This is a genomic window from Cupriavidus gilardii (assembly GCF_008801915.1).
GTDB classification, from domain to species: domain Bacteria; phylum Pseudomonadota; class Gammaproteobacteria; order Burkholderiales; family Burkholderiaceae; genus Cupriavidus; species Cupriavidus gilardii.
The window spans coordinates 101,404-128,372 of record NZ_VZOV01000004.1; the positions used below are offsets into that span (position 1 = coordinate 101,404).

General features: G+C 68.0%; 22 protein-coding genes and 1 tRNA gene. 13 read left to right on the forward strand and 10 right to left on the reverse strand.

Features of this window, described 5'->3' with window-relative positions; translation table 11 throughout:
- Positions 1-41 precede the first annotated feature (41 nt).
- Together ispD and ispF are read left to right on the forward strand one after the other, a co-directional pair.
- Complete coding sequence (ispD, locus tag F7Q96_RS07740; protein WP_053821942.1) at positions 42-842, forward strand: 2-C-methyl-D-erythritol 4-phosphate cytidylyltransferase; 801 nt, start codon at positions 42-44, stop codon at positions 840-842.
- Positions 839-1,348: a 2-C-methyl-D-erythritol 2,4-cyclodiphosphate synthase gene (ispF, locus tag F7Q96_RS07745; RefSeq protein WP_053821941.1), complete on the forward strand. Its 510-nt coding sequence runs from the start codon at positions 839-841 to the stop codon at positions 1,346-1,348. The genes ispD and ispF overlap by 4 nt, the downstream gene beginning before the upstream one ends.
- A 62-nt stretch (positions 1,349-1,410) precedes the next feature.
- Here ispF and F7Q96_RS07750 read toward each other — a convergent pair whose 3' ends face one another.
- The 5 genes from F7Q96_RS07750 to ompR form a co-directional block, all read right to left on the reverse strand.
- Positions 1,411-1,986 carry a GNAT family N-acetyltransferase gene (locus F7Q96_RS07750; RefSeq protein WP_053821940.1) on the reverse strand — a complete coding sequence of 192 codons (576 nt, stop codon included), beginning with the start codon at positions 1,984-1,986 and terminating at the stop codon, positions 1,411-1,413.
- A gap of 181 nt (positions 1,987-2,167) precedes the next feature.
- Positions 2,168-2,689: a carboxymuconolactone decarboxylase family protein gene (locus F7Q96_RS07755; protein ID WP_053821939.1), complete on the reverse strand. Its 522-nt coding sequence runs from the start codon at positions 2,687-2,689 to the stop codon at positions 2,168-2,170.
- Positions 2,690-2,798: 109 nt separating this feature from the next.
- Entirely contained in the window at positions 2,799-3,347 is a 549-nt protein-coding gene (locus tag F7Q96_RS07760) for a peroxiredoxin (protein WP_053823112.1), read from the reverse strand.
- Between the two features lie 336 nt (positions 3,348-3,683).
- Positions 3,684-5,033, reverse strand: coding sequence for an ATP-binding protein (locus tag F7Q96_RS07765; protein ID WP_151022413.1), 1,350 nt, complete (start codon positions 5,031-5,033; stop codon positions 3,684-3,686).
- Between the two features lie 15 nt (positions 5,034-5,048).
- Positions 5,049-5,771 (reverse strand): osmolarity response regulator transcription factor OmpR, encoded by a 723-nt coding sequence (ompR, locus tag F7Q96_RS07770; protein ID WP_006576352.1) that lies wholly within the window; start codon positions 5,769-5,771, stop codon positions 5,049-5,051.
- Between the two features lie 204 nt (positions 5,772-5,975).
- Between ompR and F7Q96_RS07775 the strand changes: the two genes are divergently transcribed.
- A complete protein-coding gene (locus tag F7Q96_RS07775; protein ID WP_151022415.1) occupies positions 5,976-6,365 on the forward strand; it encodes a hypothetical protein in 390 nt (129 codons plus the stop codon).
- Positions 6,366-6,525: 160 nt separating this feature from the next.
- Here the strand turns inward: F7Q96_RS07775 and F7Q96_RS07780 are convergent, their stop codons facing one another.
- The 4 genes from F7Q96_RS07780 to hpnC all read right to left on the reverse strand — a co-directional run bounded on the left by F7Q96_RS07780 (position 6,526) and on the right by hpnC (position 11,164).
- Entirely contained in the window at positions 6,526-7,788 is a 1,263-nt protein-coding gene (locus F7Q96_RS07780) for a Zn-dependent hydrolase (RefSeq protein ID WP_151022470.1), read from the reverse strand.
- 35 nt (positions 7,789-7,823) lie between these two features.
- Positions 7,824-9,371: a hydroxysqualene dehydroxylase HpnE gene (gene hpnE / locus F7Q96_RS07785; RefSeq protein ID WP_249041655.1), complete on the reverse strand. Its 1,548-nt coding sequence runs from the start codon at positions 9,369-9,371 to the stop codon at positions 7,824-7,826.
- Positions 9,344-10,180 (reverse strand): presqualene diphosphate synthase HpnD, encoded by an 837-nt coding sequence (gene hpnD / locus F7Q96_RS07790; RefSeq protein WP_053821935.1) that lies wholly within the window; start codon positions 10,178-10,180, stop codon positions 9,344-9,346. Before hpnD ends, hpnE begins: the two co-directional genes overlap by 28 nt.
- Before the next feature lie 96 nt (positions 10,181-10,276).
- A complete protein-coding gene (hpnC, locus tag F7Q96_RS07795) occupies positions 10,277-11,164 on the reverse strand; it encodes a squalene synthase HpnC (protein ID WP_053821934.1) in 888 nt (295 codons plus the stop codon).
- Positions 11,165-11,561: 397 nt separating this feature from the next.
- Here hpnC and F7Q96_RS07800 point away from each other — a divergent pair, with 397 nt between their 5' ends.
- From F7Q96_RS07800 to F7Q96_RS07820, 5 genes are all read left to right on the forward strand, one after another.
- The gene (locus tag F7Q96_RS07800) at positions 11,562-12,767 is read left to right on the forward strand and encodes an efflux RND transporter periplasmic adaptor subunit (RefSeq protein ID WP_053821933.1); all 1,206 of its coding nucleotides are present in this window, start codon (positions 11,562-11,564) and stop codon (positions 12,765-12,767) included.
- Between the two features lie 10 nt (positions 12,768-12,777).
- Positions 12,778-15,885: an efflux RND transporter permease subunit gene (locus F7Q96_RS07805; RefSeq protein ID WP_053821932.1), complete on the forward strand. Its 3,108-nt coding sequence runs from the start codon at positions 12,778-12,780 to the stop codon at positions 15,883-15,885.
- Between the two features lie 205 nt (positions 15,886-16,090).
- A tRNA-Leu gene (locus F7Q96_RS07810) sits at positions 16,091-16,177 on the forward strand.
- Positions 16,178-16,341: 164 nt separating this feature from the next.
- On the forward strand, positions 16,342-16,662 hold the full coding sequence (locus F7Q96_RS07815; RefSeq protein ID WP_053821931.1) for a PXPV repeat protein: 321 nt from the start codon (positions 16,342-16,344) through the stop codon (positions 16,660-16,662).
- 220 nt (positions 16,663-16,882) lie between these two features.
- The gene (locus F7Q96_RS07820; RefSeq protein ID WP_053821930.1) at positions 16,883-17,356 is read left to right on the forward strand and encodes an aminoacyl-tRNA deacylase; all 474 of its coding nucleotides are present in this window, start codon (positions 16,883-16,885) and stop codon (positions 17,354-17,356) included.
- 40 nt (positions 17,357-17,396) lie between these two features.
- Here the strand turns inward: F7Q96_RS07820 and F7Q96_RS07825 are convergent, their stop codons facing one another.
- The gene (locus tag F7Q96_RS07825) at positions 17,397-18,254 is read right to left on the reverse strand and encodes a 23S rRNA (adenine(2030)-N(6))-methyltransferase RlmJ (protein ID WP_053821929.1); all 858 of its coding nucleotides are present in this window, start codon (positions 18,252-18,254) and stop codon (positions 17,397-17,399) included.
- A gap of 146 nt (positions 18,255-18,400) precedes the next feature.
- Here F7Q96_RS07825 and mnmC point away from each other — a divergent pair, with 146 nt between their 5' ends.
- From mnmC to lon, 5 genes are all read left to right on the forward strand, one after another.
- A complete protein-coding gene (gene mnmC / locus F7Q96_RS07830; RefSeq protein WP_151022417.1) occupies positions 18,401-20,452 on the forward strand; it encodes a bifunctional tRNA (5-methylaminomethyl-2-thiouridine)(34)-methyltransferase MnmD/FAD-dependent 5-carboxymethylaminomethyl-2-thiouridine(34) oxidoreductase MnmC in 2,052 nt (683 codons plus the stop codon).
- Positions 20,453-20,682: 230 nt separating this feature from the next.
- On the forward strand, positions 20,683-22,041 hold the full coding sequence (tig, locus tag F7Q96_RS07835; protein ID WP_053821928.1) for a trigger factor: 1,359 nt from the start codon (positions 20,683-20,685) through the stop codon (positions 22,039-22,041).
- A gap of 94 nt (positions 22,042-22,135) precedes the next feature.
- A complete protein-coding gene (gene clpP, locus F7Q96_RS07840) occupies positions 22,136-22,786 on the forward strand; it encodes an ATP-dependent Clp endopeptidase proteolytic subunit ClpP (RefSeq protein WP_053821927.1) in 651 nt (216 codons plus the stop codon).
- Positions 22,787-23,019: 233 nt separating this feature from the next.
- Complete coding sequence (gene clpX / locus F7Q96_RS07845) at positions 23,020-24,294, forward strand: ATP-dependent Clp protease ATP-binding subunit ClpX (RefSeq protein ID WP_006575958.1); 1,275 nt, start codon at positions 23,020-23,022, stop codon at positions 24,292-24,294.
- Between the two features lie 243 nt (positions 24,295-24,537).
- Positions 24,538-26,952 (forward strand): endopeptidase La, encoded by a 2,415-nt coding sequence (gene lon / locus F7Q96_RS07850; RefSeq protein ID WP_053821926.1) that lies wholly within the window; start codon positions 24,538-24,540, stop codon positions 26,950-26,952.
- The last annotated feature ends 17 nt before the right edge of the window (positions 26,953-26,969 follow it).

Here is a 26,969-nt window from a genome sequence, read left to right on the forward strand (position 1 = left end):
GCCTTGCCGCCCGCCGATTCCCTTATCCGCCTGTCCGCCGCATGTCCGAACGACGTTTTGCCCTGATTCCCTGTGCCGGCAGCGGCAGCCGCGCGGGCGCGGGCCTGCCCAAGCAGTATCGCGAGCTGGCCGGCCATCCGATGATCTGGTATGCGCTCGCCGCGTTCTCGGCTTGCGAGTCGATCAGCGCGACCGCGCTGGTGCTGGCGCCGGACGATCTGCCGCTGGAGGCGCGCTTCGGCTCGGCGGCCTTCGCCGGGCTGCGCTTCGATACGGCCTTCGTCGGCGGCTCGTCGCGCCATGAATCGGTGTTGAACGGCTTGCGGCATCTGGTCCAGCTCGGCGCCGAGGATCAGGACTGGGTGCTGGTCCACGACGCCGCCCGTCCCGGGTTGACGCCGCTGATGATCGATACGCTGATCCGCGCGGTGGAAGGCGACGATGGCGACGGTCCCGACGCGGCAATCGGCGGCATCCTGGCGGTGCCCGTGCCCGATACGCTCAAGCGTGCCGAAGCCGAGCCGCTGCATCCGGCCCGGCCCTCGCAGCCCTCCCGCATCGGCGGCACCGTGCCGCGCGAAGGGCTGTGGCAGGCGCAGACCCCGCAGATGTTCCGCGTCGGCGTCCTGCGTCAGGCGCTGGAGGACGCGCTTGCCAGCGGCGCGGTCGTGACCGACGAGGCCAGCGCGATCGAGCGGCTCGGCCTGAAGCCGCGGCTGGTCAACGGCTCGCTGCGCAATTTCAAGGTGACCTATCCCGAGGACTTCGCACTGGCCGAAGTCCTGCTCGGCGGCCAGCCCGCCGCCGCTTCTTCTGGTTCTTCTGGAGACCGACCGCGATGATGCCCTTCGATATCCGCGTGGGACAAGGCTACGACGTGCACGCGCTGGTGCCGGGCCGCAAGCTGGTGCTCGGCGGCGTGGAGATTCCCCACGACCGCGGCCTGCTCGGCCATTCCGATGCCGATGCCTTGCTGCATGCGATCACCGACGCCTTGTTCGGGGCCGCGGCGCTCGGCGATATCGGCCGGCATTTCCCCGACACCGATCCCGCCTTTGCCGGCGCCGACAGCCGCGCGCTGCTGCGCGAGGCGGTGCGGCGTGTGCGCGAGGCCGGCTATGAAGTGGGCAATGTCGATGCGACGGTGATCGCGCAATCGCCGAAGCTGGCGCCGCATATCGGCGCGATGGTGGCCAATCTGGCCGAGGATCTGGGCATCGCGGCCGGCCGCTGCAACGTCAAGGCCAAGACCAACGAGAAGCTGGGCTTCGAAGGGCGCCAGGAGGGCATCGTCGCGCAGGCGGTGGTGCTGCTGTGGCGCGGCGCCATCGTCGCGCCGCAGGACTGAGCGCTTGCGCGTCGAGAGCGCGTCGAGAGCTCGGCATCGCGCTTTCGGCGCGATGCGTGCCGCTACAGGCCCGGCTGCGGCGCGTCGGCTTCCTTCGGCTCGATCGCGTAGACGTAGTCGACCAGCCGTTCCAGCGGCCCCGAGCGCGCGCCCGCCTCGGTCCGCTTGACGAAGCCCATCTGCTGGCACAGCCGGTTGGCGGCACCCATTTCCGGCATGGTGCGCACCACCAGCGCCTGCGCGCCGATATCGCGCGCACGCTCGATGCAGATCTGCATCAGCGTCCGTCCGAGCCCCAGGCCGCGCGCCTGCGGGCTGACCGACAGCAGCCGCGCCTCGGGCAGGGCCAGCGTCACCGTGCTGCCGTCCAGCGCCTGCAGCGTCGCGCCCGGGTGGCAGAACAGCACCGCGCCGCTGATGCCGTGATCGGTCTCGGCGACCCACCATTCCATGTCGGACGTATTGGTCGCGAGCACCGAACGCATGCCCTGCTGGAAGGACGCGCGGCAGTCCTCCATGATCTCGAGCTCGTACTGCGCATACGCTTCCTGCGTGACCGCGGCGATCTGGCCCCAGTCCGAAGCGGTGGCGAGACGATAGTGGAAATGCGGCGAGGAGGGCGAGGGCAGTTGGCTCATGGAGGGTCCGCGAAGCAGAATCTGCCTCGATTGTAGGCCGGACCGTGCACAAATGCAGTCGGAGAAATGCGGACGCGCGGCGCCGCCGGCGCGCCGGAAATGACGATGGCCGCCCAAGGCGGCCATCGGCGATGCGGGATGCCCGCGTGGGCGGGATCCGGTCAGGACAGGCGATGCAGCCTTACTCGGCTGCGATCACGTTGGCCGCGGCGGTGATCACGGCGGCGATGCGGCCGACATCGCGCAGTTGCTGCGAGGTCATGCCCTGTTCGTTCTTCAGCAGCTCGTAGTGCGAGCGGACGCAGAAGTGGCACTTGCCGACGATCGACGCCGCCAGCGCGTACATCTCGAAGCGGCGCTTGTCGACGCCGCCATGAGTGGCATACGCGTTCATGCGCAGGCCCGCGGGCTGGCTCGCCAGATCGGGATCGGCGGCCATCTCGACATACGGGTACCAGACATTGTTCATGCCCATCAGCGCGGCCGCGGTCAGCGCGCCGTTCAGCTCTTCGGGCGACAGCACGCCGGCGTTGCGGATCGCGTCGACGATGATCTTGCTCTTGGCGGCGAAGGCGGCGGCCAATGCCACGCCCACCGCATCGTTACCCTCCAGCGAGGAGCGTGCGATGGTGCCGTCCAGGTTCAGGCGAATGTCCTTCGCATAGTCGGGGATGAGATTCTTGATCGTGTTGAGGAATTCCATCAAATTCTCCTATCGCTTGGGGCGGAAAAAACCCGCGTGAGCGGGTTTCGGTGCGCACTGGGGCGCGGTTGCCGGCGGCGAACCGCCGGCAACATCGACATCGCGCGAATTACAGCGTCGCGCCGCCGACAGCGCGGTTGCACGGGCACAGCTCGTCGGTCTGCAGGCCGTCCAGAATGCGCAGGATTTCGTCCGGGTTACGGCCGACGTTCAGGTTGTTCACCGACACGTGCTGGATCGTGTTGTCCGGGTCGACGATGAAGGTGGCGCGCAGCGCAACGCCGGCATCCTTCTCGCGCACGCCCAGCTGGTCGATCAGCGAGCCGGTGGTATCGGCGAACTGCCACGAGTTCAGCTTGTTCAGGTCCTTGTGTTCACGGCGCCATGCCAGCTTGACGAACTCGTTGTCGGTCGAGCCGCCCAGCACCACGGCGTCGCGGTCGGCGAAGTCCTGGTTCAGCTTGGCGAAGGCCACGATCTCGGTCGGGCACACGAAGGTGAAGTCCTTCGGGTAGAAGTAGATGATTTTCCACTTGCCTTCGAACGACTTCTCGGTGATGTCTTCAAAGGCCGACTGGCCGTTTTCTTCGTGGGCGTTGAAACCCGGCTTGACACCGACGACGTGGAACGGTTCGAGCTTGTCACCAACGGTCTTCATGGACTTCTCCTGGATACGGTTGAACAGACGCCAGCGGGGCATGACAGACGGCCATCGTCGAAGACGATTTTCTCGGGCCGTTGCGCACGCCACGCAACGAATGGGAAGTATGCAGCATCCTGCTCGGCACGGCTAATTGAAAATCTCAAAGAGCCCGATAGGGGCGGGGCTGGCTGCTGCGTCGATACTGTCGTCCTCGCGAACGCGGGGACCCAGCGTCTTCATGCGCCGGTCGAGCCGCGGGTCCCGGCTTGCGCGGGGACGACGGTCGAACTGGAGCATCGCGCCACCATACACCATTGGCGTGACGCCAGCGTGGCGGTCGGCGGCGCTGCATCAAGCGCGCCGGAAACAGGCGCTGACCACGAGGCCGCTGCCCGGGGCCGGACGATTGGTCAGCACCAGGCGGCCGCCGTTGCGCTGCATGATCCGGTTGACGATCGACATGCCGAGCCCCGCGCCCTTGGCCTCGCTGCGCGCGGCGTCGAGCCGATAGAACGGCCGCGTCAGCAGCGGCAGCTGCGCGTCGGGCACGCCGTCGCCGCGATCGGCGACCACCAGCATCGCCTCCTTGTCGTGGTTGCGCGTGGTGATCTCGACCTCGGCGATGCCGCTGTCCGGGTCCTTGGCATAACGGCGGGCGTTCTCGACCAGGTTGTCGAGGATGCGCTGCACCTCCATCCGGTTCGCCATCGCCATCACCGGCTCGGGCGCATGCACGCGGATGCGGATGTCGTCGTGCGCGGCATAGACGTTGACCGCATCGCGCACCAGCGACGACAGGTCGACCGGCTCGCTGCTCTCCTGCGCGGGGCGCGCGTAGTTCAGGAACTGGCCGATGATCGCGTCCATCTGCTCGATGTCGGCGATCATCGCCTCGCGCGTGCTGTCGTCGACCGGCGACATCTCGGTCTCCAGGCGCAGCCGCGTCAGCGGCGTGCGCAGGTCGTGCGAGATGCCGGCCAGCATCACCACGCGGTCGTCGTCGAGCTGGCGCAGGTCGCGCACCATCTGGTTGAAGCTGTGATTGGCCTGGGCAACCTCGCTGGCGCCGCGCTCGGGCAGCGGCGGGGGATCGCCGCCCGAACCGATCGCGCGCGCGGCATCGGCCAGCCGCTTGAGCGGCCGGTTGACCCGCGCGGTGATGAAGGCCGCGCCGAAGATCGACAGCAGCAGCGCGGCCACGGTCCACCACAGCCATTGCAGCCCCGGTACGCGCTCGAAGCGTTCCGGGCTGATCGCGACCCAATAGTCGTCGCCCTCGATCTCGAAGCTGACCCAGACGCCCGGAATGTCGTTGACCGTGGTCGCGATGACGGTATCGCCGCCGAGCCGGCCACGGATTTCCTGCTGCACCAGCTGGGTCAGGAAGGGATTCGCGGTGGGCGTGGTGAAGTCGTCGTCGCGCTCGCGCGGATAGACCTTGATGCCCTCGTTCTGTACCAGGTCGAGCAGCAGGAAGCGGCGCCGCGCCGGGTCGGAATAGAGCAGGGCCGCGCGCGTCAGCTTGACCACGCTGACCACCTGCATCGCGATCTGCTGCGCGCGCGGGGCGCGTTCGAACAGCCGGTAGCTCTGAAACCAGATGCCCAGCGAAATGGCCAGCAGCAGCGCGATCAGCATGAAGGTCCGCCAGAACAGCGAACCGAAGAAACGCGTGGCCGTGCGGCGGATCACAGTCGCCACGATAACGGCCGGGACTTATTTCACGCCATCGGGAATGAAGACGTAGCCCAGCCCCCAGACGGTCTGGATGAAGCGTGGATTGCCGGGATCGGGTTCGATCAGCTTGCGCAGGCGCGAGATCTGCACGTCCAGGCTGCGGTCGAACACTTCGTATTCGCGGCCGCGCGCCATTTCCATCAGCTTCTCGCGCGACAGCGGCTGGCGCGGATGGCGGGCGAACACCTTGAGCACCGAGAACTCGCCGGTGGTCAGCGTGATTTCCTCGTCGTTCTTGGTCAGCGTGCGCGTGGCCAGGTTCAGCACGAAGTCGCCGAAGGCGAAGGTCTCCGGCGTTTCCGACGGGGCGCCGGGCACTTCGGCCGGGCCCTTGCGGCGCAGCACCGCATGGATGCGCGCGATCAGTTCGCGCGGGTTGAACGGCTTGGGCAGATAGTCGTCGGCGCCCATTTCCAGGCCGACGATGCGGTCCACGTCCTCGCCCTTGGCCGTCAGCATGATGATCGGCGTCTGGTCGTTGGCGCCGCGCAGACGACGGCAGATCGACAGGCCGTCCTCGCCGGGCATCATCAGATCGAGCACGAGCAGGTCGAAACGCTCGCGCAGCCAGAGCTTGTTCATGGCGGTGGCGTTTTCCGCGACCAGCACGGTAAAGCCTTGCTCGCCGAGATAGCGGCGCAGCAGATCGCGGAGACGGGGGTCGTCGTCCACGACGAGAATCTTGTGGCTGGTATTTTCCATGGCGCTAATCTTAGCGAGTCTCGCTAGGGGTCAAAATGGCTTAACAAAAGGTTACATACTTTACCTTGCGGCTCGCCAAGTGCACAGCGGGCAGCGTTTACACTGCGCGCTGCCCGCAAAGGGCAAATCGGTCAGCCTCGATCCGGGAGCCTTGGCGTCGTCCAGCGGTAGCCCGAGCGGGCAAGCCCCAGACCGCCATTATCAATGAAAGCGAAATCCACCCGGTCCGAACCGCGCCGCGCCTCCGGCGCCCGACGCCGTGTCGCCGGAGCCCTGCTTGCGCTGCTGCTGCCGTCGATGCTGCTGCATGCCGCCAGCGCGTCCGCGCAGTCGCCGGGACTCGGCGCGCTGCTGCAGGGCCACGCGCGCCATCCGGGCCGGGGCGCGGAGGGCTATCCGGGGCATCCGGGCCATGCCCGGCAGGACCGCGAGCGGCCATCGCCGCGCGAAAGCCGCGGCCGCGCCAACCGCCAGCGCGCCGAGCGCGAGGCCGGCGAGCGGCAGGGCCGCGGCGGCAAGCTGTCGGCCGACGAACGGCGCAAACTGCGGCAGAGCCTGTACGACATCAGCAGGGAGATGTACCAAGGCAACTAGGGCCGGTCGCGACGCCAGCGTCCCGCGTTCCGCGCCGCTCCCGCGAGCGGGAGAGGGAAGTCATGGCGGGGATCGGGGGGACCTTTTTGCCCGCATCAGCCGCCCGCATCAGCCGCTCGCATTACCCGCCCGCACTCTCCGCTCGCACTACCCGCCCGCATTACCGCGGTCGGAAATGCCTCAGGAAATCGACGAACACCTCCGCCGCCAGCTGCGCGTCCTCGGCGGTGATGGTCTCCAGCGGGTTGTGGCTGATGCCGCCGTTGCCGCAGCGGACGAACAGCATCGCCACGTCGGTGATCCGCTGCATCATCATCGCGTCGTGCCCGGCACCGGACGGCAGCTCGAAGGCCTGCAGGCCGCGCTTGTTCAGCACCGCCGCGAACTGCTCGCGCAGCCACGGCGCGCACGGCGCGTTGTTGACCGGCGGCACCCGTTCCACCTCGGCACGCACGCCGCGGCGCGCGGCGATCGCCTCGATGCCGGCGACGATATCGGCGATCGCGGACTCGCGCACCGCGTCCTCGCCGGCGCGGATATCCATCGAGAAGTGGCACGCGGCAGGAATCACGTTGCTCGAGCCGTTCGGCACCTGCAGCTGGCCCACCGTGCCGACCAGCGTCGGCGCCTGCGCGCAGCGCGACTCGACCAGCAGCACCATCTCGGCGGCCGCGGCGGCCGCATCCTTGCGCATCGTCATCGGCGTGGTGCCGGCATGGCTGGCCAGCCCCTCCACCCGCACCTGAAAGCGGCTGCTGCCGGCGATCTGTGTGACGATGCCCAGCGGCAGGTCATGGTGCAGCAGCACTGGTCCCTGTTCGATATGGACCTCGACGAAGGCCAGCAGCGTCGCGGGGTCGACCGCGGCCGCGCGCAGCGCCTCGGGATCGCCGCCGCCCGGCAGGTCCGATTGCGCCAGCGCCTGCGCCAGCGTGATGCCGTCGGCGTCGGCGCGCGCCAGCAGCGCCGGGTCGAAGCGGCCGGCCAGCACGCTGCTGGCCAGGAAGCTGGTCTTGAAGCGCAGCCCCTCCTCCTCGGCAAAGCCGACCACCTCGAAATGGTAGGGCAGCCGGATGCCGGCCTCGTTCAGCGCGCCGACCACCGCGATCGGCAGCAGGATGCCGAGCCGGCCGTCATAGCGCCCGCCATTGCGGACCGTGTCGAAGTGCGAGCCGGTCATCAGTACCTTCGCATCGGGGCCAGCGGACGGATCGGCCTCGTAGCGGCCGATCACGTTGCCGATCGCATCGACGCGCACCTGCATGCCTGCCGCGCGCATGCGTTCGGCCAGCATCGCGGCGGCGGCGCGATGGGCCGGCGTCAGATAGGCGCAGGTCAGGCCGCCCTCCATATCGGAGAAGCGCGCGAGCGCCTCGGCGGCATCGAGAATGGACTGGCCCAGGGAAGGAGAGGGGGAATGCATGTGCTGGCTCTTCGGTACGTCGATGGGAAGGGAAGTCATGCCGTCGCGGCGGACGGCACGCGTTCGCGTTGCAGCAGCGCCGCGGCCGCCGAGCCGCTGCGCGTCGCCGCTTCGATGGTGGCCGGGTAGGGCCCATAGGCGCCGTCGCGCCCGTCGGTATAGTCGCCCGCCAGCGCCAGGCGCGGCACGCCGATATCGTTGCCGGGACGCGCCAGGCCCGGTATGCAGCGGAACGTGGCCAGGCGTTCGGCGATCACGAATTCGCCGCGCGCGTCGGCAAGGTGCGCGGCACCGGCAATCCACGGTGCGAGTTGCGTGGCAAGCTGCGCGCGCACGCGCCGCGCCAGCTCTGCCTGCGGCAGCGCGGCGGCATCGTCGGCCGCGCTGATCACGACCGACCAGACGTTGTCGTGATCCGGCGCGGCCGACGCGCGGGGCTCGGTCGACAGCGCGGCGCGATCGAAGACGAACTGACCCGGCGCGGCGGCGCTGGCGTCGAGCGCGAGAAACGGACGCGGCAGGCGCAGCGCGCCGACGTTCAGATACAGCGTGACGATCGGCACATGGTCGAAGGCCTGAAGCTTCGCCGCGGCCGCCTGCAGCGCGGCCTGGTGCGGGCCATGCGGGACCTGCGCCAGCAGGCGCGCCGCCTGCCGCGGCGCGGTGGCGACGACCAGCTGCGCGACCTCCTGCCGGCCGGCGTGCGTCTGCAGCAGCCAGCCGTGCGGGCTTTGCGAAATCGCCTGCACCGCGGCGCCGGTCCGTACCGTGCCGCCGGCGGCAACGATCGCGTGCGCGGCGGCTTCGGGAAACAGCCGGCTCAGGTCCCGGCGCGGCACCAGCATGTCGCTGTCCCCGCGCGCCGCCAGCAGGCTGTCGCGCAGCACGCGGCGGAACACGCGGGCATCGGCCTGTTCGGCCGGGGTGTTCAGCGCCGCCACGCACAGCGGGAACCACAGGCGTTCCCGCAGCGACGACGGTGCCTGCGCCAGCCACGCGGCGACGGTCTCGCCGGCGATGTTGGCACCCGCGCCATCGGTATCAGCAGCATCGTCGTCATCGCTGGCGGCGCGCAGCCGCGACAGCGCCTGCGCCAATGCCGCGCGCTCGCGCCAGCCCAGCCCGCGTGCGGTCAGGCCCATGCCCACCAGATGCCAGGGCGCCGGCAGGCGCGGCGCCTGCAGCCGCCAGCCATCGGCATAGGCCATCTGCAGCGGCAGCCGCAGCAGCGCGGCATCGGGATCGACGCCGGCGCGGCGCATCAGCGCGAGGGTATGGCGATAGGCGCCGAGCAGCAGATGCTGGCCGTTGTCGAGTTCGCCTGCCACCTGCGGATGGCGCCGCGCGACGCGGCGCGCGCGGCCGCCGAGCACCGGGGCGGCTTCGAACACTTGGACGACGCGCCCGGCCTGCGCCAGTTCGAGCGCCGCGGCCATGCCGGCCCAGCCGCCGCCGATGATGCCGACCGCGCCGGCTGCGCCGGCTGCGCCCACCGCGTCACCGGCTCGCGGCGACGTTGCGGCGGGCGTGGCGGCGCGTTCCGCCATCGCGGTGTTCAGCGGTTGCGTATCCACGTCTTCCATGCGATCCACAGCTTGCGCATGGGGGTCAGCGAGATGCGCTGGTTCAATACCTGGAAGCCGCTGGCCTCGATCTCGTCGAGCAGGGCGTGATAGATCGCGCCCATCAGCAGGCCGGCGCGCTGGGCGCGGCGGTCGCTATCGGGCAGCAGCGCCAGCGCCTCGCGGTAGAAGGTGCGCGCGCGCTCGGCGTGATATTGCATCAGCGCGACGAAGCGCGGCGAATGGCGGCCCTGCATGATGTCGGCGGCCGGCACTTCGAAGCGCTGCAGCACATTGACCGGCAGATAGAGCCGGCCGCGCCGCGCGTCCTCGCCGACGTCGCGGATGATATTGACCAGCTGCAGCGAGCGCCCCAGTTTCTCGGCGAATTCGAGCGTGCGCGGATCGCGGTAGCCGAAGATGCGCGCGCTCATCGTGCCGACCACGCCGGCCACGCAATGGCAATAACGGTCCAGGCCCGCCTCGTCCAGATAGCGCGTCTGCATCAGGTCCATCTCCATGCCCTCCAGTACCTCCGCGAGCATCGGCTGCGTCAGGCCGCAGGAGGCCAGATGCGGCTGCAGCGCGAGCGTGGTCGGATGGGTCGGTTCGCCGGCGAACAGGCGCTTGAGCTCGCCGTGCCACCAGGCCAGCTGCTGCTGGGCGACGGTCAGGTCCTGGGTCTCGTCGACGACGTCGTCGACCTCGCGGCACCAGGCATAGAGCGCGGTGATGGCGCGCCGCCGTTCCGGGGGCAGGAACAGGAAGCTGTAGTAGAAGCTGGAGCCGCTCTGGGCGGCCTTGTCTTGGCAGTACTGGTCGGGCGTCAAAGCGGTCTCGCGCTCGCTAGGGGACACACTGGGGGGCTCAATCTGGGGGCTCGATCCCGGACTCGATCCGGATGCAAGCCCGGCTCGGTCCCGAACTCAATGAGCCGGCTTGCTCGGCGCGGTGCCGCTCCGGTAGCGCGCTGCCGCCCGCCATGCCAGCAGCAGCCAGTCGGCGGGCCCGAGCGTCGGACGGCGCCGGAAGACATCGTAGCCGACGGCCTCGATGCGTTCCAGCACGCGCAGGCCGCCTTGCACCACCAGCCGCAGCTCCCAGCCGATACGCCAGTCCACCGTGCGAGGCAGGTCCAGCGCGAGCGAAGCGCCGGATTGTAGCATCGCCTCCGTGCGGATCTTCAGCTCCTCCATCAGCGCCAGCCAGCGCACGTCGCAGCGGCCCTCGGCCAGCGCGTTTTCGTCGACGCCGTGGCGCGCCATCGCGTCGGCGGGCAGGTAGATGCGGCCGCGCGCGAAGTCGATCGCGACGTCCTGCCAGAAGTTGACCAGCTGCAGGCCGGTGCAGATCGCATCGGCACGCGCGAAGCGGTCCGGCGTGGCCGCGCCGTACAGATGCAGCATCAGCCGGCCCACCGGATTGGCGGAGCGGCGCGAATAGTCGAGCAGGCTGTCCCAGTCGGCATGACGGTGCACCGTCACGTCCTGCCGGAACGCATCGAGCAGATCGTGGAACAGCGGCAGCGGCAGCCGGTATTCGGCGATGACCTCGGCCAGCGCGCGCATCATCGGCGTACCGGGATCGGTGCCGGCGCCGATGCGTTCGAGCGCATCGGACAGGGCGCCGAGCGCGGCCAGCCGCTCGGCGGGCGCCGCATCGCCCTCGTCCGCCAGATCGTCGGCGGTGCGGGCGAAGCGGTAGATCACCGCCACTGGCCGGCGCAGCGGGCGGGGCAGCAGCACGCTGGCCACCGGAAAGTTCTCGTAGTGGTCCACGACATCGCCTTCCGCGGCCGCGGGGGCGTCCGGCATTGACGCCGGCATCGGGGACGGCGTTTGCGGGGTATCGGCGGAAGGCGCGTCGGGCTTGGACATGGCGGCAGCATTGTAACCACGCGGCCTGCATGCAAGGGCATGCCGGGACGCCCGGCACCCTACCCATTGGGGGGCCGTCGACACGCATCACGCGCCAATTGGCGCCTAAATCGATCGTTCCACCCCCCAAATGGGGTGGTTCGTCGCGTCGCGTTTGACGCACCCCGAAGGGGTCGATATATTGCTGACCGGCCGGTTATTTACTGCCGGACCCGCCGTCCTTCGGTCGGCGCCCTTGTCGTGTCGCGCGGCAGCCTTGCGGCTTGCCGCCAGTCCGGCCGTGCCGGCGCACGTCGCCTCTCGTCATGCCGTTGCACCCGTCTCATCGCCATCCATGCCAGTGCCTTGCCCTGGGCCGGAAGTCGCGGCCGTCAACGCTTTGAAGCCCCTGCCGTCGACCGTCGGCATGGTGTTGCCGTGCTTGCTTGCCCTGCTGGTGCTCGGCGGCTGTTCGCGCGAGCCCGAGCGCGCGCCGGACGTCCGGCCGGTGCGTCTGTTGCAGCTGCAGTCGGCGACAGGCGAGTCTGCCTATGAGTTCTCCGGCGACGTGCGGCCGCGCATCGAATCGCGGCTCGGCTTCCGCGTCGGCGGCAAGATCGCTGCGCGGCTGGTCGACGTCGGGGCGACGGTGCGGCGCGGCCAACCGCTGGCCCGGCTCGATCCGACCGACCTGAACCTGGCCGAGCAGGGCTCGCGCGCCCAGTACGAGGCGGCGCGCACCGACCGCGACCTGGCGGCGGCCGATCTGAAGCGCTACAACGACCTGTTTGCCAAGGGCTTTATCAGCGCGGCCGAGCAGAACCGTCGCCAGGCCAGCTACGAGGCCGCCGCCGCGCGGCTGCGCCAGGCCGAGGCCGCGCTGCGCGAGCAGAGCAACCGGACCGGATATACGGTGCTGGCCTCCGATGCCGACGGCGTGGTTACCGCAATCGACGCGGAAGTGGGGCAGGTGGTCAGCGCCGGACAGTCGGTGGTGCGGGTCGCGCAGACCGCCGAGAAGGAGGTCGCGATCGGTCTGCCCGAGGACCAGGTCGACTGGCTGCGCGACATCCGCGACGTCAGCGTGCGGACCTGGGCCGAGCCGGAGCGCAGGCTGCCGGGCCGCGTGCGCGAGATCGCGGCGGCCGCGGATCCGGTCACGCGCACCTACGCGGCACGCATCACCGTGCCCAATCCGCCCGCCGACCTGAAGTTCGGCATGACCGCGATGGTCACCTTCGTGCGGACCGGCGCCTCGCCGGCGGTGCGCGTGCCGTTGACCGCGTTGCTGCAGCAGCAGGGCAGCAACCAGGTCTGGGTCTACGACAGCGCGGCCGGCACGGTACAGCCCGTCGCGGTCACGTTGGGCCAGCCGATCGGCAACGAGGTCGAGGTCAGCAGCGGGCTGCGTCCGGGCCAGACCATCGTCACCGCCGGCGTGCATCTGCTCAAGCCGGGACAGAAGGTGCGGCCGTTGCAGGCCGTCGCGCCCGCCTCGGCGCCTGTCCCCGCCGCGGCTCCGGCAAACCCGCCGGCCAGCGCGCCGGCCGCCCGCAGCTAAGGGCGCCGCGATGGAGCACTCCCGATTCAATCTGTCGCGCTGGGCGCTCGAGCACCAGGCGCTGACCCGCTATCTGCTGGTGGTGCTGCTGCTGGCCGGGCTGATGTCGTACTTCCAGCTTGGGCAGGACGAGGACCCGCCGTTCACCTTCCGCGTGATGGTGGTGCAGGCCTTCTGGCCCGGTGCCACCGCCGAACAGATCGCGGTGCAGGTCACCGACAAGCTCGAACGCCAGCTGCAGGAGGTGCCCTACGCGGACAAGATCCGCAGCTTCTCGAAGCCGGGCGAGACCACCGTGATCTTCCAGCTGCGCGACGACGCGCCGGCGAAGGAGACGGCGCAGATCTGGTACACGGTGCGCAAGAAGATCGGCGACATCGCGGGCACGCTGCCCGCCGGCGTGCGCGGGCCATTCTTCAACGACGAGTTCGGCGATGTCTACGGCACCATCTATGCGCTGTCCGCCGACGGCTTCACCTACAAGGAGCTGCGCGAGTACGCCGACCTGGTGCGGCAGCAGCTGCTGCGCGTGCCGTCGGTGGCCAAGGTGTCGCTGATCGGCCTGCAGGACGAGAAGATCTATATCGAGTTCAACCAGACCCGCTTCGCGCAGCTCGGCCTGGACCTGAACGCGATCGCCGACCAGATCGCCGAGCAGAACAACCTGACCGCCAGCGGCGTGCTGGTGACCCCCAGCGACAACGTGCAGGTGCGCGTGTCGGGCCAGTTCGCCGATGTCGGCGATCTGCGCAACATGGTGCTGCGCGGGCCCAACGGCGCGGCCAACATCCGGCTCGGCGATATCGCCCGCGTCTATCGCGGCTATGTCGATCCGCCCGCGCCGCGCATGCGCTTCAACGGCAAGGACGTGATCGGCCTGGGCATCTCGATGGAGAAGGGCGGCGACATCATCGCGCTGGGCGAGGCACTGCGCGCCGAGGCCGACGCGCTGCGCAAGCAGCTGCCGGTCGGCATCGAGATGGAGCAGGTGCAGGACCAGCCCGAGGCGGTCAAGCGTTCGGTGGGCGAGTTCGTGCGCGTGCTGATCGAGGCCGTGGTGATCGTGCTGGCGGTCAGCTTCATCTCGCTGGGCCTGCATACGAAGCCGCTGCGGCTCGATGCGCGCCCCGGCCTGGTGGTGGCGCTGACCATCCCGCTGGTGCTGGCGGTCACCTTCCTGTTCATGAACGTGTTCGACATCGGCCTGCACAAGGTGTCGCTGGGCGCGCTGATCATCGCGCTGGGCCTGCTGGTCGACGATGCGATCATCGCGGTCGAGATGATGGTGCGCAAGCTCGAGGAAGGCTTCTCCAAGATGGAGGCGGCGACCTTCGCCTATACGTCGACCGCGATGCCGATGCTGACCGGCACCTTGATCACCGCCGCCGGCTTCCTGCCGGTCGGGCTCGCGCGTTCGACGGTCGGCGAATACACGTTCGCGATCTTCGCGGTGACGGCGCTCGCGCTGGTGCTGTCGTGGCTGGCAGCGGTCTATTTCACGCCGTACCTGGGCTACCTGCTGCTGAAGGTCAAGCCGAGCGAGGGCGGCCATCACGAGGTGTTCGACACGCCGTTCTATGCACGCTTCCGGCGCGCGGTGGACTGGTGCGTGGACTGGCGCAAGACCGTGATCGCGATCACGCTGGGAACCTTCGCGCTCGGCATCTTCGCCTTCCAGTTCGTCCAGAAGCAGTTCTTCCCCGATTCCAGCCGGCCGGAACTGATGGTCGAGATGTGGCTGCCCGAGGGCGCCAGCTTCGCGCAGAGCGAGGCCGAGGCCAGGCGCTTCGAGGCCGCGCTGCGCGGCGATGCCGATGTCGGCAGCATCACGACGTTCGTCGGCACCGGCGCGCCGCGCTTCTACCTGCCACTGGACCAGATCTTTCCGCAGAGCAATGTGGTGCAGCTGATCGTGCTGCCGGTCGACGTCGAGGTGCGCGAGCGGCTGCGCCAGCGCATCATCGCGCTGCTGGCGAGCGACTTCCCGCAATTGCGCGGACGCGTGAAGCTGCTGCCGAACGGGCCCCCCGTGGCCTATCCGGTGCAGTTCCGCGTGATCGGGCCGGAAGCCGCGGCAGTACGCCGGATCGCCGACCAGGTCAAGGCGATCATGAGCGCGAACCCGAACACCGTCGGCGTCAACGACAACTGGAACGAGAACGTCAAGGTCTTGCGCCTGGATATCGACCAGGAAAAGGCCCGTGCGCTCGGCGTGACCACCAATGCGATCGCCCGCGTCACCCAGACCGTGCTGACCGGCGCGCCGGTCGGACAGTATCGCGACGGCGACAAGCTGATCGACATCGTGATGCGCTCGGCCAAGGACGAACGCGAGGCGCTGGCCGATCTGCACAACGTGCAGGTGCCGACGAGCAGCGGCCGCGCGGTGCCGCTGACGCAGGTCGCGCGCATCGGCATCCGCTCCGAGCCGGGCATCGTCTGGCGCGAGAATCGCGACTTCGGCGTCACCGTGCAGGCTGACGTGGTCGACGGCATCCAGGGTCCGACCGTGACGGCGCAGATCGATCCGCAGCTCGACAAGCTGCGCGCCGAGCTGCCGGCCGGCTACCTGATCACGGTGGCCGGGGCCGAAGAGGAGAGCGGCAAGGCCGGCGCGTCGATTGCCGCGCAACTGCCGCTGTGCGTGTTCCTGATCTTCACGCTGCTGATGCTGCAGCTGCATAGCTTCTCGCGCGCCGTGATGGTGTTCCTGACCGGCCCGCTCGGGCTGATCGGCGCCGCGGCGACGCTGTTGCTGCTGCGCTCGCCGATGGGCTTCGTCGCCCAGCTGGGCATTACCGCGCTGGTCGGCATGATCATCCGCAACTCGGTGATCCTGGTCGACCAGATCGAGCAGGACATCCGCGCCGGCGTGCCGGCCTGGAGCGCGATCGTCGAGGCCGCGGTACGCCGCTTTCGGCCGATCATGCTGACGGCGGCGGCCGCCGTGCTGGCGATGATCCCGCTGTCGCGCTCGGTGTTCTGGGGGCCGATGGCGGTGGCGATCATGGGCGGACTGATCGTTGCCACGGTGCTGACGCTGCTGTTCCTGCCGGCGCTGTACGCGGCCTGGTTCCGCGTGCGGCGGCCGGAGCAGGGGAGCGGCGTGATGGCGTGACGGCGTGACGGCGAAGGCCGCCCGGGGGGCTGGATTCGCGCGAAACCATGCGCTACAATCCGCGGTCTTTGCCGGGCAGCGGTGCAACGCCGCAGGCCGGTCGGAGAAGCAGGGGCGGCAAGCGGTTCCAGTCGCCTCTTTTGTTTTTTCGGCCCGATGTTCGGCAGACCGCGGCGCCTCCCGTCAGGGCGGCACCGCCTGGACCGCGAGGGTGGCGAAATTGGTAGACGCACCAGGTTTAGGTCCTGACGCCAGCAATGGTGTAGGGGTTCGAGTCCCCTCCCTCGCACCACACTTCTTCATCGCCACTTCCTGTCGGCGTGCGCCGGCCGGTGTGATCGGCGAAACATTTGCTTACCGACGTTTCACCTGATGGGTCGCCGGCGTTCCGCGCCGGCGCTAAGCTCTTCGAGAAGAAGAACTCTCCGTCGGCCCGTATCGGATCGGGACACCATCATGACTGCAACCGCAACATCCCTCTGTCTCGCCGCCTTGCTCGCGCTGCCGCTGGCCGCCCAGGCCGATCCCTGGAAGGACGAAAGCGGCCATGGCAAATGGCGCGGCCATCACCATGGCGGCGACTACAAGGAAGAATACTGGGACGGCAACTGCAAGGTCGAACGCAAGTTCAAGGGCAACGGCGACTACAAGGAAGAGCGCAAGTGCAAGGGGCCGCGCTACGGCTACTACGGCCCGGCGCCGGTCTATGTCGAACCCGCCCCGGTCTATGTGCCGCCGGGCGTCACCGTGCATGGCACCGTGACCTTCCCCCGCTGATGTCCCGCTGAATTGCTCTGGATGGACGGCGCGATCGCCGCCGCCCGCCTTGCCGCGTCGCGTTCCGCCGCCGTGTCCGCGCGTCACGTCCCCCGCGTCCTATAGTAGATACCCGCAGGCCAGCGTTGCACCGGCGCCCCCCAGTGATGGCTGATGGACGGCGCGCCACGCGCCTCACGCCAGTGCGCGCCATCCCTGTATCTCGATGAGGGGACCCATCATGGCACTGGCAACCACCCTGGCGACTTGCCTGAGCAGCAAGAACAGCCATTTCGATATCATCCGCCACCCCTACGCGCTGGGCAGCATGGCCACCGCGCAGGCCGCCCATGTGCCGGGCGATCGCCTGGTCAAGACGGTATTGCTCGAGGACGAGGCGGGCTACGTGGCGGCGGTGATGCCGTCGACCCGCCTGCTCGATCTGTCCGAACTATGCGAGCGCACCGGGCGCCGGCTGACGATGGCCAGCGAGGACGAGGTGCGCGAAGTGTTCAAGGACTGCGTGCTCGGCGCGATTCCGCCGGTCGGCATGGCGTATGGCATGCGCACCTATATCGATGACAGCCTGCTCGGCCAGCCCGAGGTCTATTTCGAGGCGGGGGACCACGAGGAACTGATCCATATGACGACGGAAGCGTTCCTGGATCTGATGGCCGGCGCCGAGCGAGGGCAGTTCACCCGCCGCATGATGTAGCGGGGCGGGCGCAGCGCCGGCAGGCAGCGCTGTCCCGCGCTCAGGGCTGTTCGCCTTCCAGCGTGAAGGCGGCGCCGGCGTCCTGGCCGAGCAGTTCGACCAGCGCCGGCAGCGCCGCCTCCAGCGCGGCGCGCAAGGTCCACGGCGGATTGGCGACGAACATGCCGCTGCCGTGCAGGCCGAGTCCGCCGGGCACCGGGTGCTTGACGGTCAGCGTCGCGTGCAGCCAGCTCTTGAACGGCAGCGCCTTCATCTGGACCGGCAATTGCACGGACTCGCGCCGCTGCACCTGCGGATACCAGACCGCATAGGTCCCCGTGGCAAAGCGCTGCAGCCCGTCGCGCAGGCATTGCAAGGTGCGCGCGTAGTCCTGCTTGTCCTCGTAAGACGGATCGATCAGCACCAGCGCGCGGCGCGGCGGGGGCGGCAGGATGGCCTTGATGCCGCCGAAACCATCACCGTCATACAGCATCACGCGACGGCCCGCGCCGCGGAAGTTCTCGCGCAGCACCTGGATCTCGGTGCTGTGCAATTCGAACAGCCGCAGCCGGTCCGCCTCGCGCAGCATCTGCCAGGCCAGCCACGGCGAGCCGGGATAGTGCCGAAGGCGGCCGTCGGGATTGAGCGTGCGCACCTGGTCCAGGTATTGCTGCAGCAGCGGCGGCAGCGCACGGCCGTCCGCGGCGGCGCGCCACAGCGGCGCGATGCCGGTCTCGAACTCCGACTTCCTGGTCGCGTAGCCTTCGTCCAGCGCATAGAGGCCGGCGCCGGCATGCGTGTCGATATACCAGAACGGCTTGTCCTTCTGCGTCAGGTAATCGAGCAGGTGGGCGACGATGGCGTGCTTGAGAACGTCGGCGTGATTGCCGGCGTGAAAGGCGTGGCGATAGCTGAGCATGGCAGGGGCGGGCGGAGCAGGGCGCCATGCTACCATCCGGCCGACCTTCCGCGGCCCCCAGCGCCGTCATGCAGCATGCTGCGGCGGTTTTGCCGTGCCGCCAGACGTCTTTCCCCGCAGTCCTCCGCCCCGTTTTTGTTCTCCCGATGCCCCGCGCCCTCGATCCCGCCGAGCCGATCCTGTCCGACCAGGGGACGCCGTACTCGCCCCGCTATGACGACGTCTATCACAGCGTCGAGGGCGGACTGGCGCAGGCGCGGCACGTGTTTCTCGGCGGCAATGGCCTGCCGCAGGCGTGGCAGGGCCGGGAGCAGTTCGTCATCGTCGAGACGGGCTTTGGCCAGGGGCTCAATTTCCTGGCGACGTGGCAGGCCTGGCGCGACGATCCGCGCCGCTGCGCGCGCCTGCATTTCGTCTCGATCGAGAAGCATCCGTTCACACGCGAGGGGCTGGTCGAGCTGCACGCCGGCCTCGGCGAGCTCGCTCCGCTGGCGCGGCAGCTGCAGGCCGCGTGGCCGTTGGCATTGCCCGGGCTGCATCGGCTCGCCTTCGACGGCGGCGCGGTGGTGCTGACGCTGGCGCTGGGCGACGTGCAGGCGCTGCTGCCGCGCCTGGCCGTGGGCGCCGACGCCTTCTATCTGGATGGCTTCGCCCCGGCGCGCAATGCCGACATGTGGGACCCGACGGTGATGAAGGGGCTGGCCAGGCTGGCCCGTCCCGGCGCCACGCTGGCGACCTATACGGCCGCCGGCTTCGTCAGGCGCGGCCTGCAGGCGGCAGGCTTCGCGGTCAGCAAGGTGCCCGGCTTCGGCAGCAAGCGCGACATGACGGTCGCGCGCCTGCCTGCCGAACGCCGCCGTCGCCATCTGCCGCCGATGCCCGGTGCCTGGACTCGGCGCCACGCGATCGTGATCGGCGCCGGGTTGGCCGGTTGCGCGGTGACCGAGCGGCTGGCCGCGCGGGGCTGGCGCGTGACGCTGATCGACGCGCACGACGGTCCGGCGCGGGAGACCTCGTCGCATCGCGCCGCGGCCATGCATCCGCATCTGTCGCCGGACGACAGCGTGCTGTCGCGGCTGTCGCGCGCCGGCAATCAGTACGCCTTGCGAGCGTGGCGGGCGCTGGCCGAAGCGGGGCATCCGGTCGGCTGGAAGGGGTGCGGCGTGCTGCAGGTCGGCCAGGACGACGACGACTCGGCGCTCCAGCAGCGCGCGTTGGCCGAGCTTGGCTTGCCGCCGGAATACGTGCAATGGATGAGCGCGCAGCAGGCGGCCGCCGAGCATGGCGCGACGGTGGCGCGCGGCGGCCTGTGGTTTCCGCAGGGCGGATGGGTCGCGCCGCCCGACGTCTGCCGCGCGCAGCTGGCAATGGCCGGCGAGGCCGTGGAGACGCGGTTCGGCTGCCGTATCGCCTCGCTGCACCGGACTGGAAACGGCTGGCAGGTATCCGACGAGGCGGGGCAGCCGGTGGCGGAAGCGCCGGTGCTGGTGCTGGCCAATGCGCACCACGCGAGCAGCCTGATGCCGCTGCGCCACCTGCCGATCCGCCGCGTGCGGGGACAGCTGACCACGCTCGAGGCCGGCGATGTGGCCCGGCTGGGCCGCTGGCCCGACTGCGTGGTGACGGGCAGCGGTTACCTGCTGCCGCGCGACGGGGGCGGCAGCGCCAGGATCGGTTCCAGCTACGAGCCCGACGAAGGGCCGCTGGTCGAGCGGGTCGAGACCCATGCCGACAATCTGCGCCGGCTATCGACGCTGTTGCCGGACCGCGGTGCGGCGCTGGACGGGCTGGACCCCGCCGCGCTGCACGGCTATGTCGGCGTGCGCAGCGTGTCGCACAATCGCCTGCCGTGGGTCGGCCAGGTCGCCGACGAGGCCGAATGCGAGCGCCGGGCCGCCTCGCTGCGCGGCGCGCATCTGCGCGATCTGCCGCGGCTGCCGGGCCTGTACGTGGCGCTGGCATTTGCCTCGCGAGGATTGACCTGGGCGGCGCTGGCCGGCGAACTGCTGGCCAGCCGGATCGAGGGGGAGCCGCTGCCCGTCGAAAGCGATCTGGCCGACGCGCTCGATCCGGCGCGGCTGCTGCTGCGCGCGTTGCGGCATGGGCAGCACGGTGGCGCCGGGCAAGATGCCGGGCACGAGGCCGGGCACGAGGCCGGGCAGGGCGATGAGGGCCCCGATCAGGCCCGGTCAGGGTAAAAACTGCCGGAACCGATTCGAAACCGTGCGATAATCCGCGTTTTCCGTTTGCGCGGTGTGTTTGTTTGCGCGAGTTCGCGATCGGGGCTCAGGCGGCTTGCCCGCGTGCCTCATGCGTGGCTGGTGCGTGCGAACCGTTCGACGGCCTGAGGGAGAAAACCCCTGCACGCAGGCACGCAAGCGGAACGCGCTGACGAACACAACAACATTTCTGGATTGGATTGACGACCATGTCGAATGTGATTGAAAACCTCGGCAAACTCGACCGCAAGGTGACCCTGGCCATTCCGAAGGCCGAGGTCGAGAAGGAGAAGCAGGAACGCCTGGTTCGCCTGTCGAAGACGGTCAAGATGGCCGGCTTCCGCCCGGGCAAGGTGCCGATGAAGATGGTCGAGAAGCAGTACGGCCAGCAGGTCGAATTCGAAGTGCGCTTCGACAAGGCCGCCCGCAAGTTCTTCGACATCACCCAGCAGCAGGACGTCAAGGTCGCCGGCCAGCCCAAGTTCGAGATCAAGACCGAAGGTGTGGCGGACGACGAAGTGGCATTCGATGCCACCTTCGAGGTCTACCCGGAAGTCAAGATCGGTGACCTGTCGGCCGCCGAAGTGGTCCGCACGAAGACCGAGATCACCGACGCCGAGATCGACAAGACCATCGACATCCTGCGCAAGCAGCGCGTCCACTACCACGCCCGCGGCGAAGCCGGCGAGCATGGCGATGGCGGCGGCGATGTGGCGGCCAAGAACGGCGACCGCGTGACGGTCGACTTCGTCGGCAAGATCGACGGTGTCGAGTTCGCCGGCGGCAAGGCCGAGGACTTCGTCTTCGTGCTGGGCGAAGGCCGCATGCTGCCCGAGTTCGAGCAGGCCGCCCTCGGCCTGAAGGTCGGCGAAAGCAAGACGTTCCCGCTGGCGTTCCCCGAGGACTATCACGGCAAGGAAGTCGCCGGCAAGACCGCCGAATTCACCATCACGATGAAGCAGGTCGAGTGGGCCCACCTGCCCGAGGTCGACGACAACTTCGCCAAGTCGCTGGGCATCGCCGATGGCAGCGTCGAGAAGATGCGCGCCGACATCCGCGAGAACCTGGAGCGCGAGGTCAAGCGCCGCACGCACGCGATGCTGAAGGACCAGGTCATGGAAGCGCTGCTGAAGGCGAGCGAGCTGGACGTGCCCAAGGCCCTGATCGAACAGGACCAGGAGCGCCTGGTGCAGATGGCCCGCCGCGATCTGGAGCAGCGTGGCATGCCGAACGCCAAGGACATGCCGATTCCGCCGGAGATGTTCGCGCAGCAGGCCGAGCGCCGCGTCAAGCTGGGTCTGATCCTGGCCGAGATCGTCAAGGCCAACGGCCTGGAAGCGAAGGCCGACCAGATCAAGGCCGAGATCGAAGAGTTCGCCAAGAGCTACGAGGATCCGAAGGAAGTCATGCGCTGGTACTACGGCGACCAGCAGCGCCTGGCCGAGATGGAAGCCTACGTGCTCGAAAACAACGTGGTAAATTTCGTGTGCGAGAAGGCCAAGGTTACCGACAAGTCGGTGTCCTTCGAGGAGCTGACGGCCGAAGGCAACGGCGGCCAGCAAGCCTGATCGACAGCCGCCTCAGGGCAAAGCCGCCTTCGGGCGGCTTGTTTGCCTTTTGCCGAGGCCACTGGCCTGCCACCGAATTCCTGGAGAACTCTGCATGACCCGCAATGATTTGCTCGATCGTCTCGCCACCACGCAAGCCTCGGCGCTGGAGACCATGGGCCTCGGGCTGGTGCCGATGGTGGTCGAGCAGTCCGGTCGGGGCGAGCGCGCCTATGACATCTACTCGCGCCTGCTGAAGGAGCGCCTGGTGTTCATGGTGGGCGAAGTCAACGACCAGACCGCCAATCTGGTGATCGCGCAGCTGCTGTTTCTGGAGAGCGAGAATCCCGACAAGGATGTCTTTCTCTACATCAACTCGCCGGGCGGTTCGGTTTCGGCCGGTCTGGCGGTGTACGACACGATGCAGTTCATCAAGCCGGACGTGTCGACGCTGTGCATGGGCATGGCCGCCAGCATGGGCGCATTCCTGCTGGCTGCCGGCGCCAAGGGCAAGCGCCTGGCGCTGCCCAACTCGCGGATCATGATCCACCAGCCGCTGGGCGGCGCGCGTGGCCAGGCCTCGGACATCGAGATCCAGGCGCGCGAGATTCTGTATCTGCGTGAACGCCTGAATTCGATCCTGGCCGACGTGACCGGCCAGCCGGTCGAGAAAATTGCCCGCGACACCGACCGGGACAATTTCATGAGCGGCGACCAGGCAGTCGATTACGGCCTGATCGACAAGGTGATCGCCCGCCGCGGTTAAGCCGGACGCGGCGGCCCGGTTTTCGGGCGCGCCGGCTTTTCGAGTCCCGGCCCGGCCTCAAACGGCCAAGCCTACACCACAAAACGAGGCCCCGCGCCTCGTTTGTGGTGTTTGCCCCCACACCTTGGGGGTTCCGCCCGCTGCCCTAAAGGTTTTGGCGTATGATGCGTTTGACGCGTATCGCCAAGGTCCTTTCTGCGCCCTGGCGCGCCCCTGCTAATGTGACGATTCCTATGGCGGACAAAAAAGGTTCATCCAGCGAGAAGCTTCTGTATTGCTCCTTCTGCGGCAAAAGCCAGCACGAGGTCAAGAAGCTGATCGCCGGCCCGTCGGTGTTCATCTGCGACGAATGCATCGACCTGTGCAACGAGATCATTCGCGATGAAGCCGCCGGCGCCGACAAGGACGCCCCGGCCGCGGCCAAGTCGGATCTGCCGACGCCGCACGAGATCCGCGAAAGCCTGGACCAGTATGTGATTGGCCAGGAGCAGGCCAAGAAGATTCTGGCCGTGGCTGTCTACAACCACTACAAGCGGCTCAAGCATCTCGGCAAGAAGGACGATGTCGAGCTCTCCAAGAGCAATATCCTGCTGATCGGCCCGACCGGTTCGGGCAAGACGCTGCTCGCGCAGACGCTGGCGCGCCTGCTCAACGTTCCGTTCGTGATCGCCGACGCGACCACGCTGACCGAAGCCGGCTATGTCGGCGAGGACGTCGAGAACATCATCCAGAAGCTGCTGCAGAACTGCAATTACGAGGTCGAGAAGGCCCAGCGCGGCATCGTCTACATCGACGAGATCGACAAGATCTCGCGCAAGTCGGACAACCCGTCCATCACGCGCGACGTGTCGGGCGAGGGCGTGCAGCAGGCGCTGCTGAAGCTGATCGAGGGCACCATGGCCTCGGTGCCGCCGCAAGGCGGGCGCAAGCATCCGAACCAGGACTTCCTGCAGGTCGATACCACCAACATCCTGTTCATCTGCGGCGGTGCCTTCGATGGACTGGAGAAGGTCATCATGCAGCGCTCGGACAAGACCGGCATCGGTTTCGGCGCCCAGGTCCAGAGCAAGGAAGAGCGCGATGTCAGCGAGGTGCTGCCGCAGACCGAGCCCGAGGATCTGATCAAGTTCGGCCTGATCCCCGAGCTGATCGGCCGCCTGCCGGTGGTCGCAACGCTGTCCAAGCTGGACGAGGCGGCCCTGGTGCAGATCCTGATCGAGCCGAAGAACGCGCTGGTCAAGCAATATCAGAAACTGCTGGCGATGGAAGGCGTCGAACTGGAGATCCGGCCGGCAGCGCTGTCCGCGATTGCCCGCAAGGCCATCAAGCGCAAGACGGGTGCGCGCGGCCTGCGTTCGATCCTCGAACAATCGCTGATGGATGTCATGTACGACCTGCCGAATTACAAGGGCGTGCAAAAAGTCGTGATCGATGAAAGCACGATCACCGGCGATGCACCCCCCTTGCTGATGTACGAGGAGCAGCCCAAGGTGGCTGGCTCCAACTGACGCGAACGCCGGCGCAAGGGCGTATCCCCCGCCGGCAGCCAACCGACAGGCCGTTCGCGAGAAGCGAGCGGCTTTTTTTCTTCATTTCGCCAAACGAACGGGAGGAAACGCGGGTATGCTGTTTGCGCGGGATTCGCAAGTGTCGGGGCCGTCATTTGACTGATGCTGCGAACCGGTGATTGCTGTCTTGTAATCGGTTCGTGCGACCCAATTTACGCCTTAAATGACTGACTGGGGAAACTGATGTCTGGAACACAACTCCTCCCGGCTGAGCCGATTCGCCTCCCACTGTTGCCGCTGCGCGACGTGGTGGTGTTTCCGCACATGGTGATCCCGCTGTTCGTGGGTCGCCCGAAGTCCATCAAGGCGCTGGAAACTGCGATGGAGTCGGGCAAGAGCATCATGCTCGTGGCCCAGAAAACGGCGGCGAAGGATGAGCCCACCGCCGAAGACCTGTACGAGGTCGGCTGCATCGCCAATATCCTGCAGATGCTGAAGCTGCCGGACGGCACCGTGAAGGTGCTGGTCGAAGGCACGCAGCGCGCGAATATCCGCGAAGTGAGCGAGGACGACTCGCACTTCATGTGCGAGGCCGTGCCCGTGCCCCTGGGCCCGGGCGAGAGCGCCGAGACCGAGGCGCTGCGCCGCGCGATCGTGTCGCAGTTCGACCAGTACGTGAAGCTGAACAAGAAGATCCCGCCGGAGATCCTGACCTCGCTGTCGGGCATCGACGAGCCGGGTCGCCTTGCCGATACCATCGCCGCGCATCTGCCGATCAAGCTCGAGCAGAAGCAGAAGATCCTGGAGATGGTCAATGTGACCGAGCGCCTGGAGAGCCTGCTGTCGCAGCTCGAGGGCGAGATCGACATCCTGCAGGTCGAGAAGCGCATCCGCGGCCGCGTCAAGCGGCAGATGGAAAAGAGCCAGCGCGAGTACTACCTGAACGAGCAGGTCAAGGCCATCCAGAAGGAGCTGGGCGAAGGTGAAGAGGGCGCGGATCTCGAGGAACTCGACAAGCGCATCAAGGCCGCCCGCATGCCGAAGGAGGCCAAGAAGAAGGCCGAGGCCGAGTTCAAGAAGCTCAAGCTGATGTCGCCGATGTCCGCCGAGGCGACGGTCGTGCGCAACTACATCGACACGCTGGTCAACCTGCCGTGGCGCAAGAAGAGCAAGGTCAACAACGACCTGGCCAACGCCGAGCGCGTGCTGGACGAAGACCACTATGGTCTCGAGAAGGTCAAGGAACGGATCCTGGAATACCTCGCCGTGCAGCAGCGCGTCGACAAGGTCAAGGCGCCGATCCTGTGCCTGGTCGGGCCGCCCGGGGTCGGCAAGACCTCGCTGGGCCAGTCGGTGGCGCGTGCGACGAACCGCAAGTTCGTCCGCATGGCACTGGGCGGCGTGCGCGACGAGGCCGAGATCCGCGGTCACCGCCGTACCTACATCGGTTCGATGCCCGGCAAGATCCTGCAGAGCCTGACCAAGGTCGGCGTGCGCAATCCGCTCTTCCTGCTCGACGAGATCGACAAGATGGGCATGGACTTCCGCGGCGACCCGTCGTCGGCACTGCTCGAGGTGCTGGACCCGGAACAGAACCACACGTTCCAGGACCACTACATCGAGGTGGACTTCGATCTGTCGGACGTGATGTTCGTGGCGACTTCGAACTCGCTGAACATTCCGCCGCCGCTGCTCGACCGGATGGAAGTGATCCGGCTGTCCGGCTACACCGAGGAAGAGAAGGTCAATATCACCCAGCGCTATCTGCTGCCGAAGCAGATCCGCAACAACGGCCTGAAGCCGGGCGAGATCGAGGTCACCGAAGCGGCGATCCGCGACATCATCCGCTACTACACCCGGGAAGCCGGTGTGCGCTCGCTCGAACGCGAGGTGTCGAAGATCGCCCGCAAGGTGGTCAAGATGCTGCTGCTGAAGAAGGAGAGCGGCACGGTCAAGGTCGATTCGGAGAACCTGGACAAATTCCTCGGCGTACGCAAGTACGACTTCGGCCTGGCCGGCAAGGAAAACCAGGTGGGCCAGGTCACCGGTCTGGCGTGGACCGAGGTAGGCGGCGATCTGCTGACGATCGAAGCGGCGCTGATGCCGGGCAAGGGCAATATCACCCGCACCGGCTCGCTGGGCGACGTGATGAAGGAATCGGTCGAGGCGGCGCGTTCGGTGGTGCGTTCGCGCGCCCGCCGGCTTGGCATCACCGACGAGATGTTCGAGAAGCGGGACATCCACATCCACGTGCCCGAGGGCGCGACGCCGAAGGACGGTCCGTCCGCCGGTATCGCGATGACGACGGCGCTGGTGTCGGTGCTGACCGGGATCCCGGTGCGTGCCGACGTGGCGATGACCGGCGAGATCACGCTGCGCGGCGAGGTGCTGCCGATCGGCGGTCTGAAGGAGAAGCTGCTGGCCGCCCACCGCGGTGGCATCAAGCTGGCGCTGATTCCCGAGGAGAACGTCAAGGACCTCGCCGACATTCCGGACAACGTCAAGAACAACATCGAGATCGTTCCGGTGCGCTGGATCGACAAGGTGTTGGAGATGGCGCTCGAGCGCAAGCCCGAGCCGTTGCCGGAAGAGGTCGCCAGCCCTGCCGAAGTCAAGGACAAGGGCGCGGCAGCCACGCACGAGATGATCCACCACTGATCGTGCCGATCGCGCGC

Excerpts from the sequence above, each read along its gene's own strand:
- clpX (WP_006575958.1), top strand. The coding sequence starts at position 23,020 with ATGGCGGACAAAAAAGGTTCATCCAGCGAGAAGCTTCTGTATTGCTCC.
- F7Q96_RS07755 (WP_053821939.1), bottom strand. The coding sequence starts at position 2,689 with ATGGAATTCCTCAACACGATCAAGAATCTCATCCCCGACTATGCGAAG.
- F7Q96_RS07780 (WP_151022470.1), bottom strand. The coding sequence starts at position 7,788 with ATGCATTCCCCCTCTCCTTCCCTGGGCCAGTCCATTCTCGATGCCGCC.
- F7Q96_RS07825 (WP_053821929.1), bottom strand. The coding sequence starts at position 18,254 with ATGCTCAGCTATCGCCACGCCTTTCACGCCGGCAATCACGCCGACGTT.
- tig (WP_053821928.1), top strand. The coding sequence starts at position 20,683 with ATGTCGAATGTGATTGAAAACCTCGGCAAACTCGACCGCAAGGTGACC.
- hpnE (WP_249041655.1), bottom strand. The coding sequence starts at position 9,371 with ATGGAAGACGTGGATACGCAACCGCTGAACACCGCGATGGCGGAACGC.
- ompR (WP_006576352.1), bottom strand. The coding sequence starts at position 5,771 with ATGGAAAATACCAGCCACAAGATTCTCGTCGTGGACGACGACCCCCGT.
- clpP (WP_053821927.1), top strand. The coding sequence starts at position 22,136 with ATGACCCGCAATGATTTGCTCGATCGTCTCGCCACCACGCAAGCCTCG.
- ispF (WP_053821941.1), top strand. The coding sequence starts at position 839 with ATGATGCCCTTCGATATCCGCGTGGGACAAGGCTACGACGTGCACGCG.
- F7Q96_RS07820 (WP_053821930.1), top strand. The coding sequence starts at position 16,883 with ATGGCACTGGCAACCACCCTGGCGACTTGCCTGAGCAGCAAGAACAGC.
- F7Q96_RS07815 (WP_053821931.1), top strand. The coding sequence starts at position 16,342 with ATGACTGCAACCGCAACATCCCTCTGTCTCGCCGCCTTGCTCGCGCTG.
- F7Q96_RS07775 (WP_151022415.1), top strand. The coding sequence starts at position 5,976 with ATGAAAGCGAAATCCACCCGGTCCGAACCGCGCCGCGCCTCCGGCGCC.
- ispD (WP_053821942.1), top strand. The coding sequence starts at position 42 with ATGTCCGAACGACGTTTTGCCCTGATTCCCTGTGCCGGCAGCGGCAGC.
- lon (WP_053821926.1), top strand. The coding sequence starts at position 24,538 with ATGTCTGGAACACAACTCCTCCCGGCTGAGCCGATTCGCCTCCCACTG.
- F7Q96_RS07750 (WP_053821940.1), bottom strand. The coding sequence starts at position 1,986 with ATGAGCCAACTGCCCTCGCCCTCCTCGCCGCATTTCCACTATCGTCTC.
- hpnC (WP_053821934.1), bottom strand. The coding sequence starts at position 11,164 with ATGCCGGACGCCCCCGCGGCCGCGGAAGGCGATGTCGTGGACCACTAC.
- F7Q96_RS07805 (WP_053821932.1), top strand. The coding sequence starts at position 12,778 with ATGGAGCACTCCCGATTCAATCTGTCGCGCTGGGCGCTCGAGCACCAG.
- mnmC (WP_151022417.1), top strand. The coding sequence starts at position 18,401 with ATGCCCCGCGCCCTCGATCCCGCCGAGCCGATCCTGTCCGACCAGGGG.
- F7Q96_RS07800 (WP_053821933.1), top strand. The coding sequence starts at position 11,562 with ATGCCAGTGCCTTGCCCTGGGCCGGAAGTCGCGGCCGTCAACGCTTTG.
- F7Q96_RS07760 (WP_053823112.1), bottom strand. The coding sequence starts at position 3,347 with ATGAAGACCGTTGGTGACAAGCTCGAACCGTTCCACGTCGTCGGTGTC.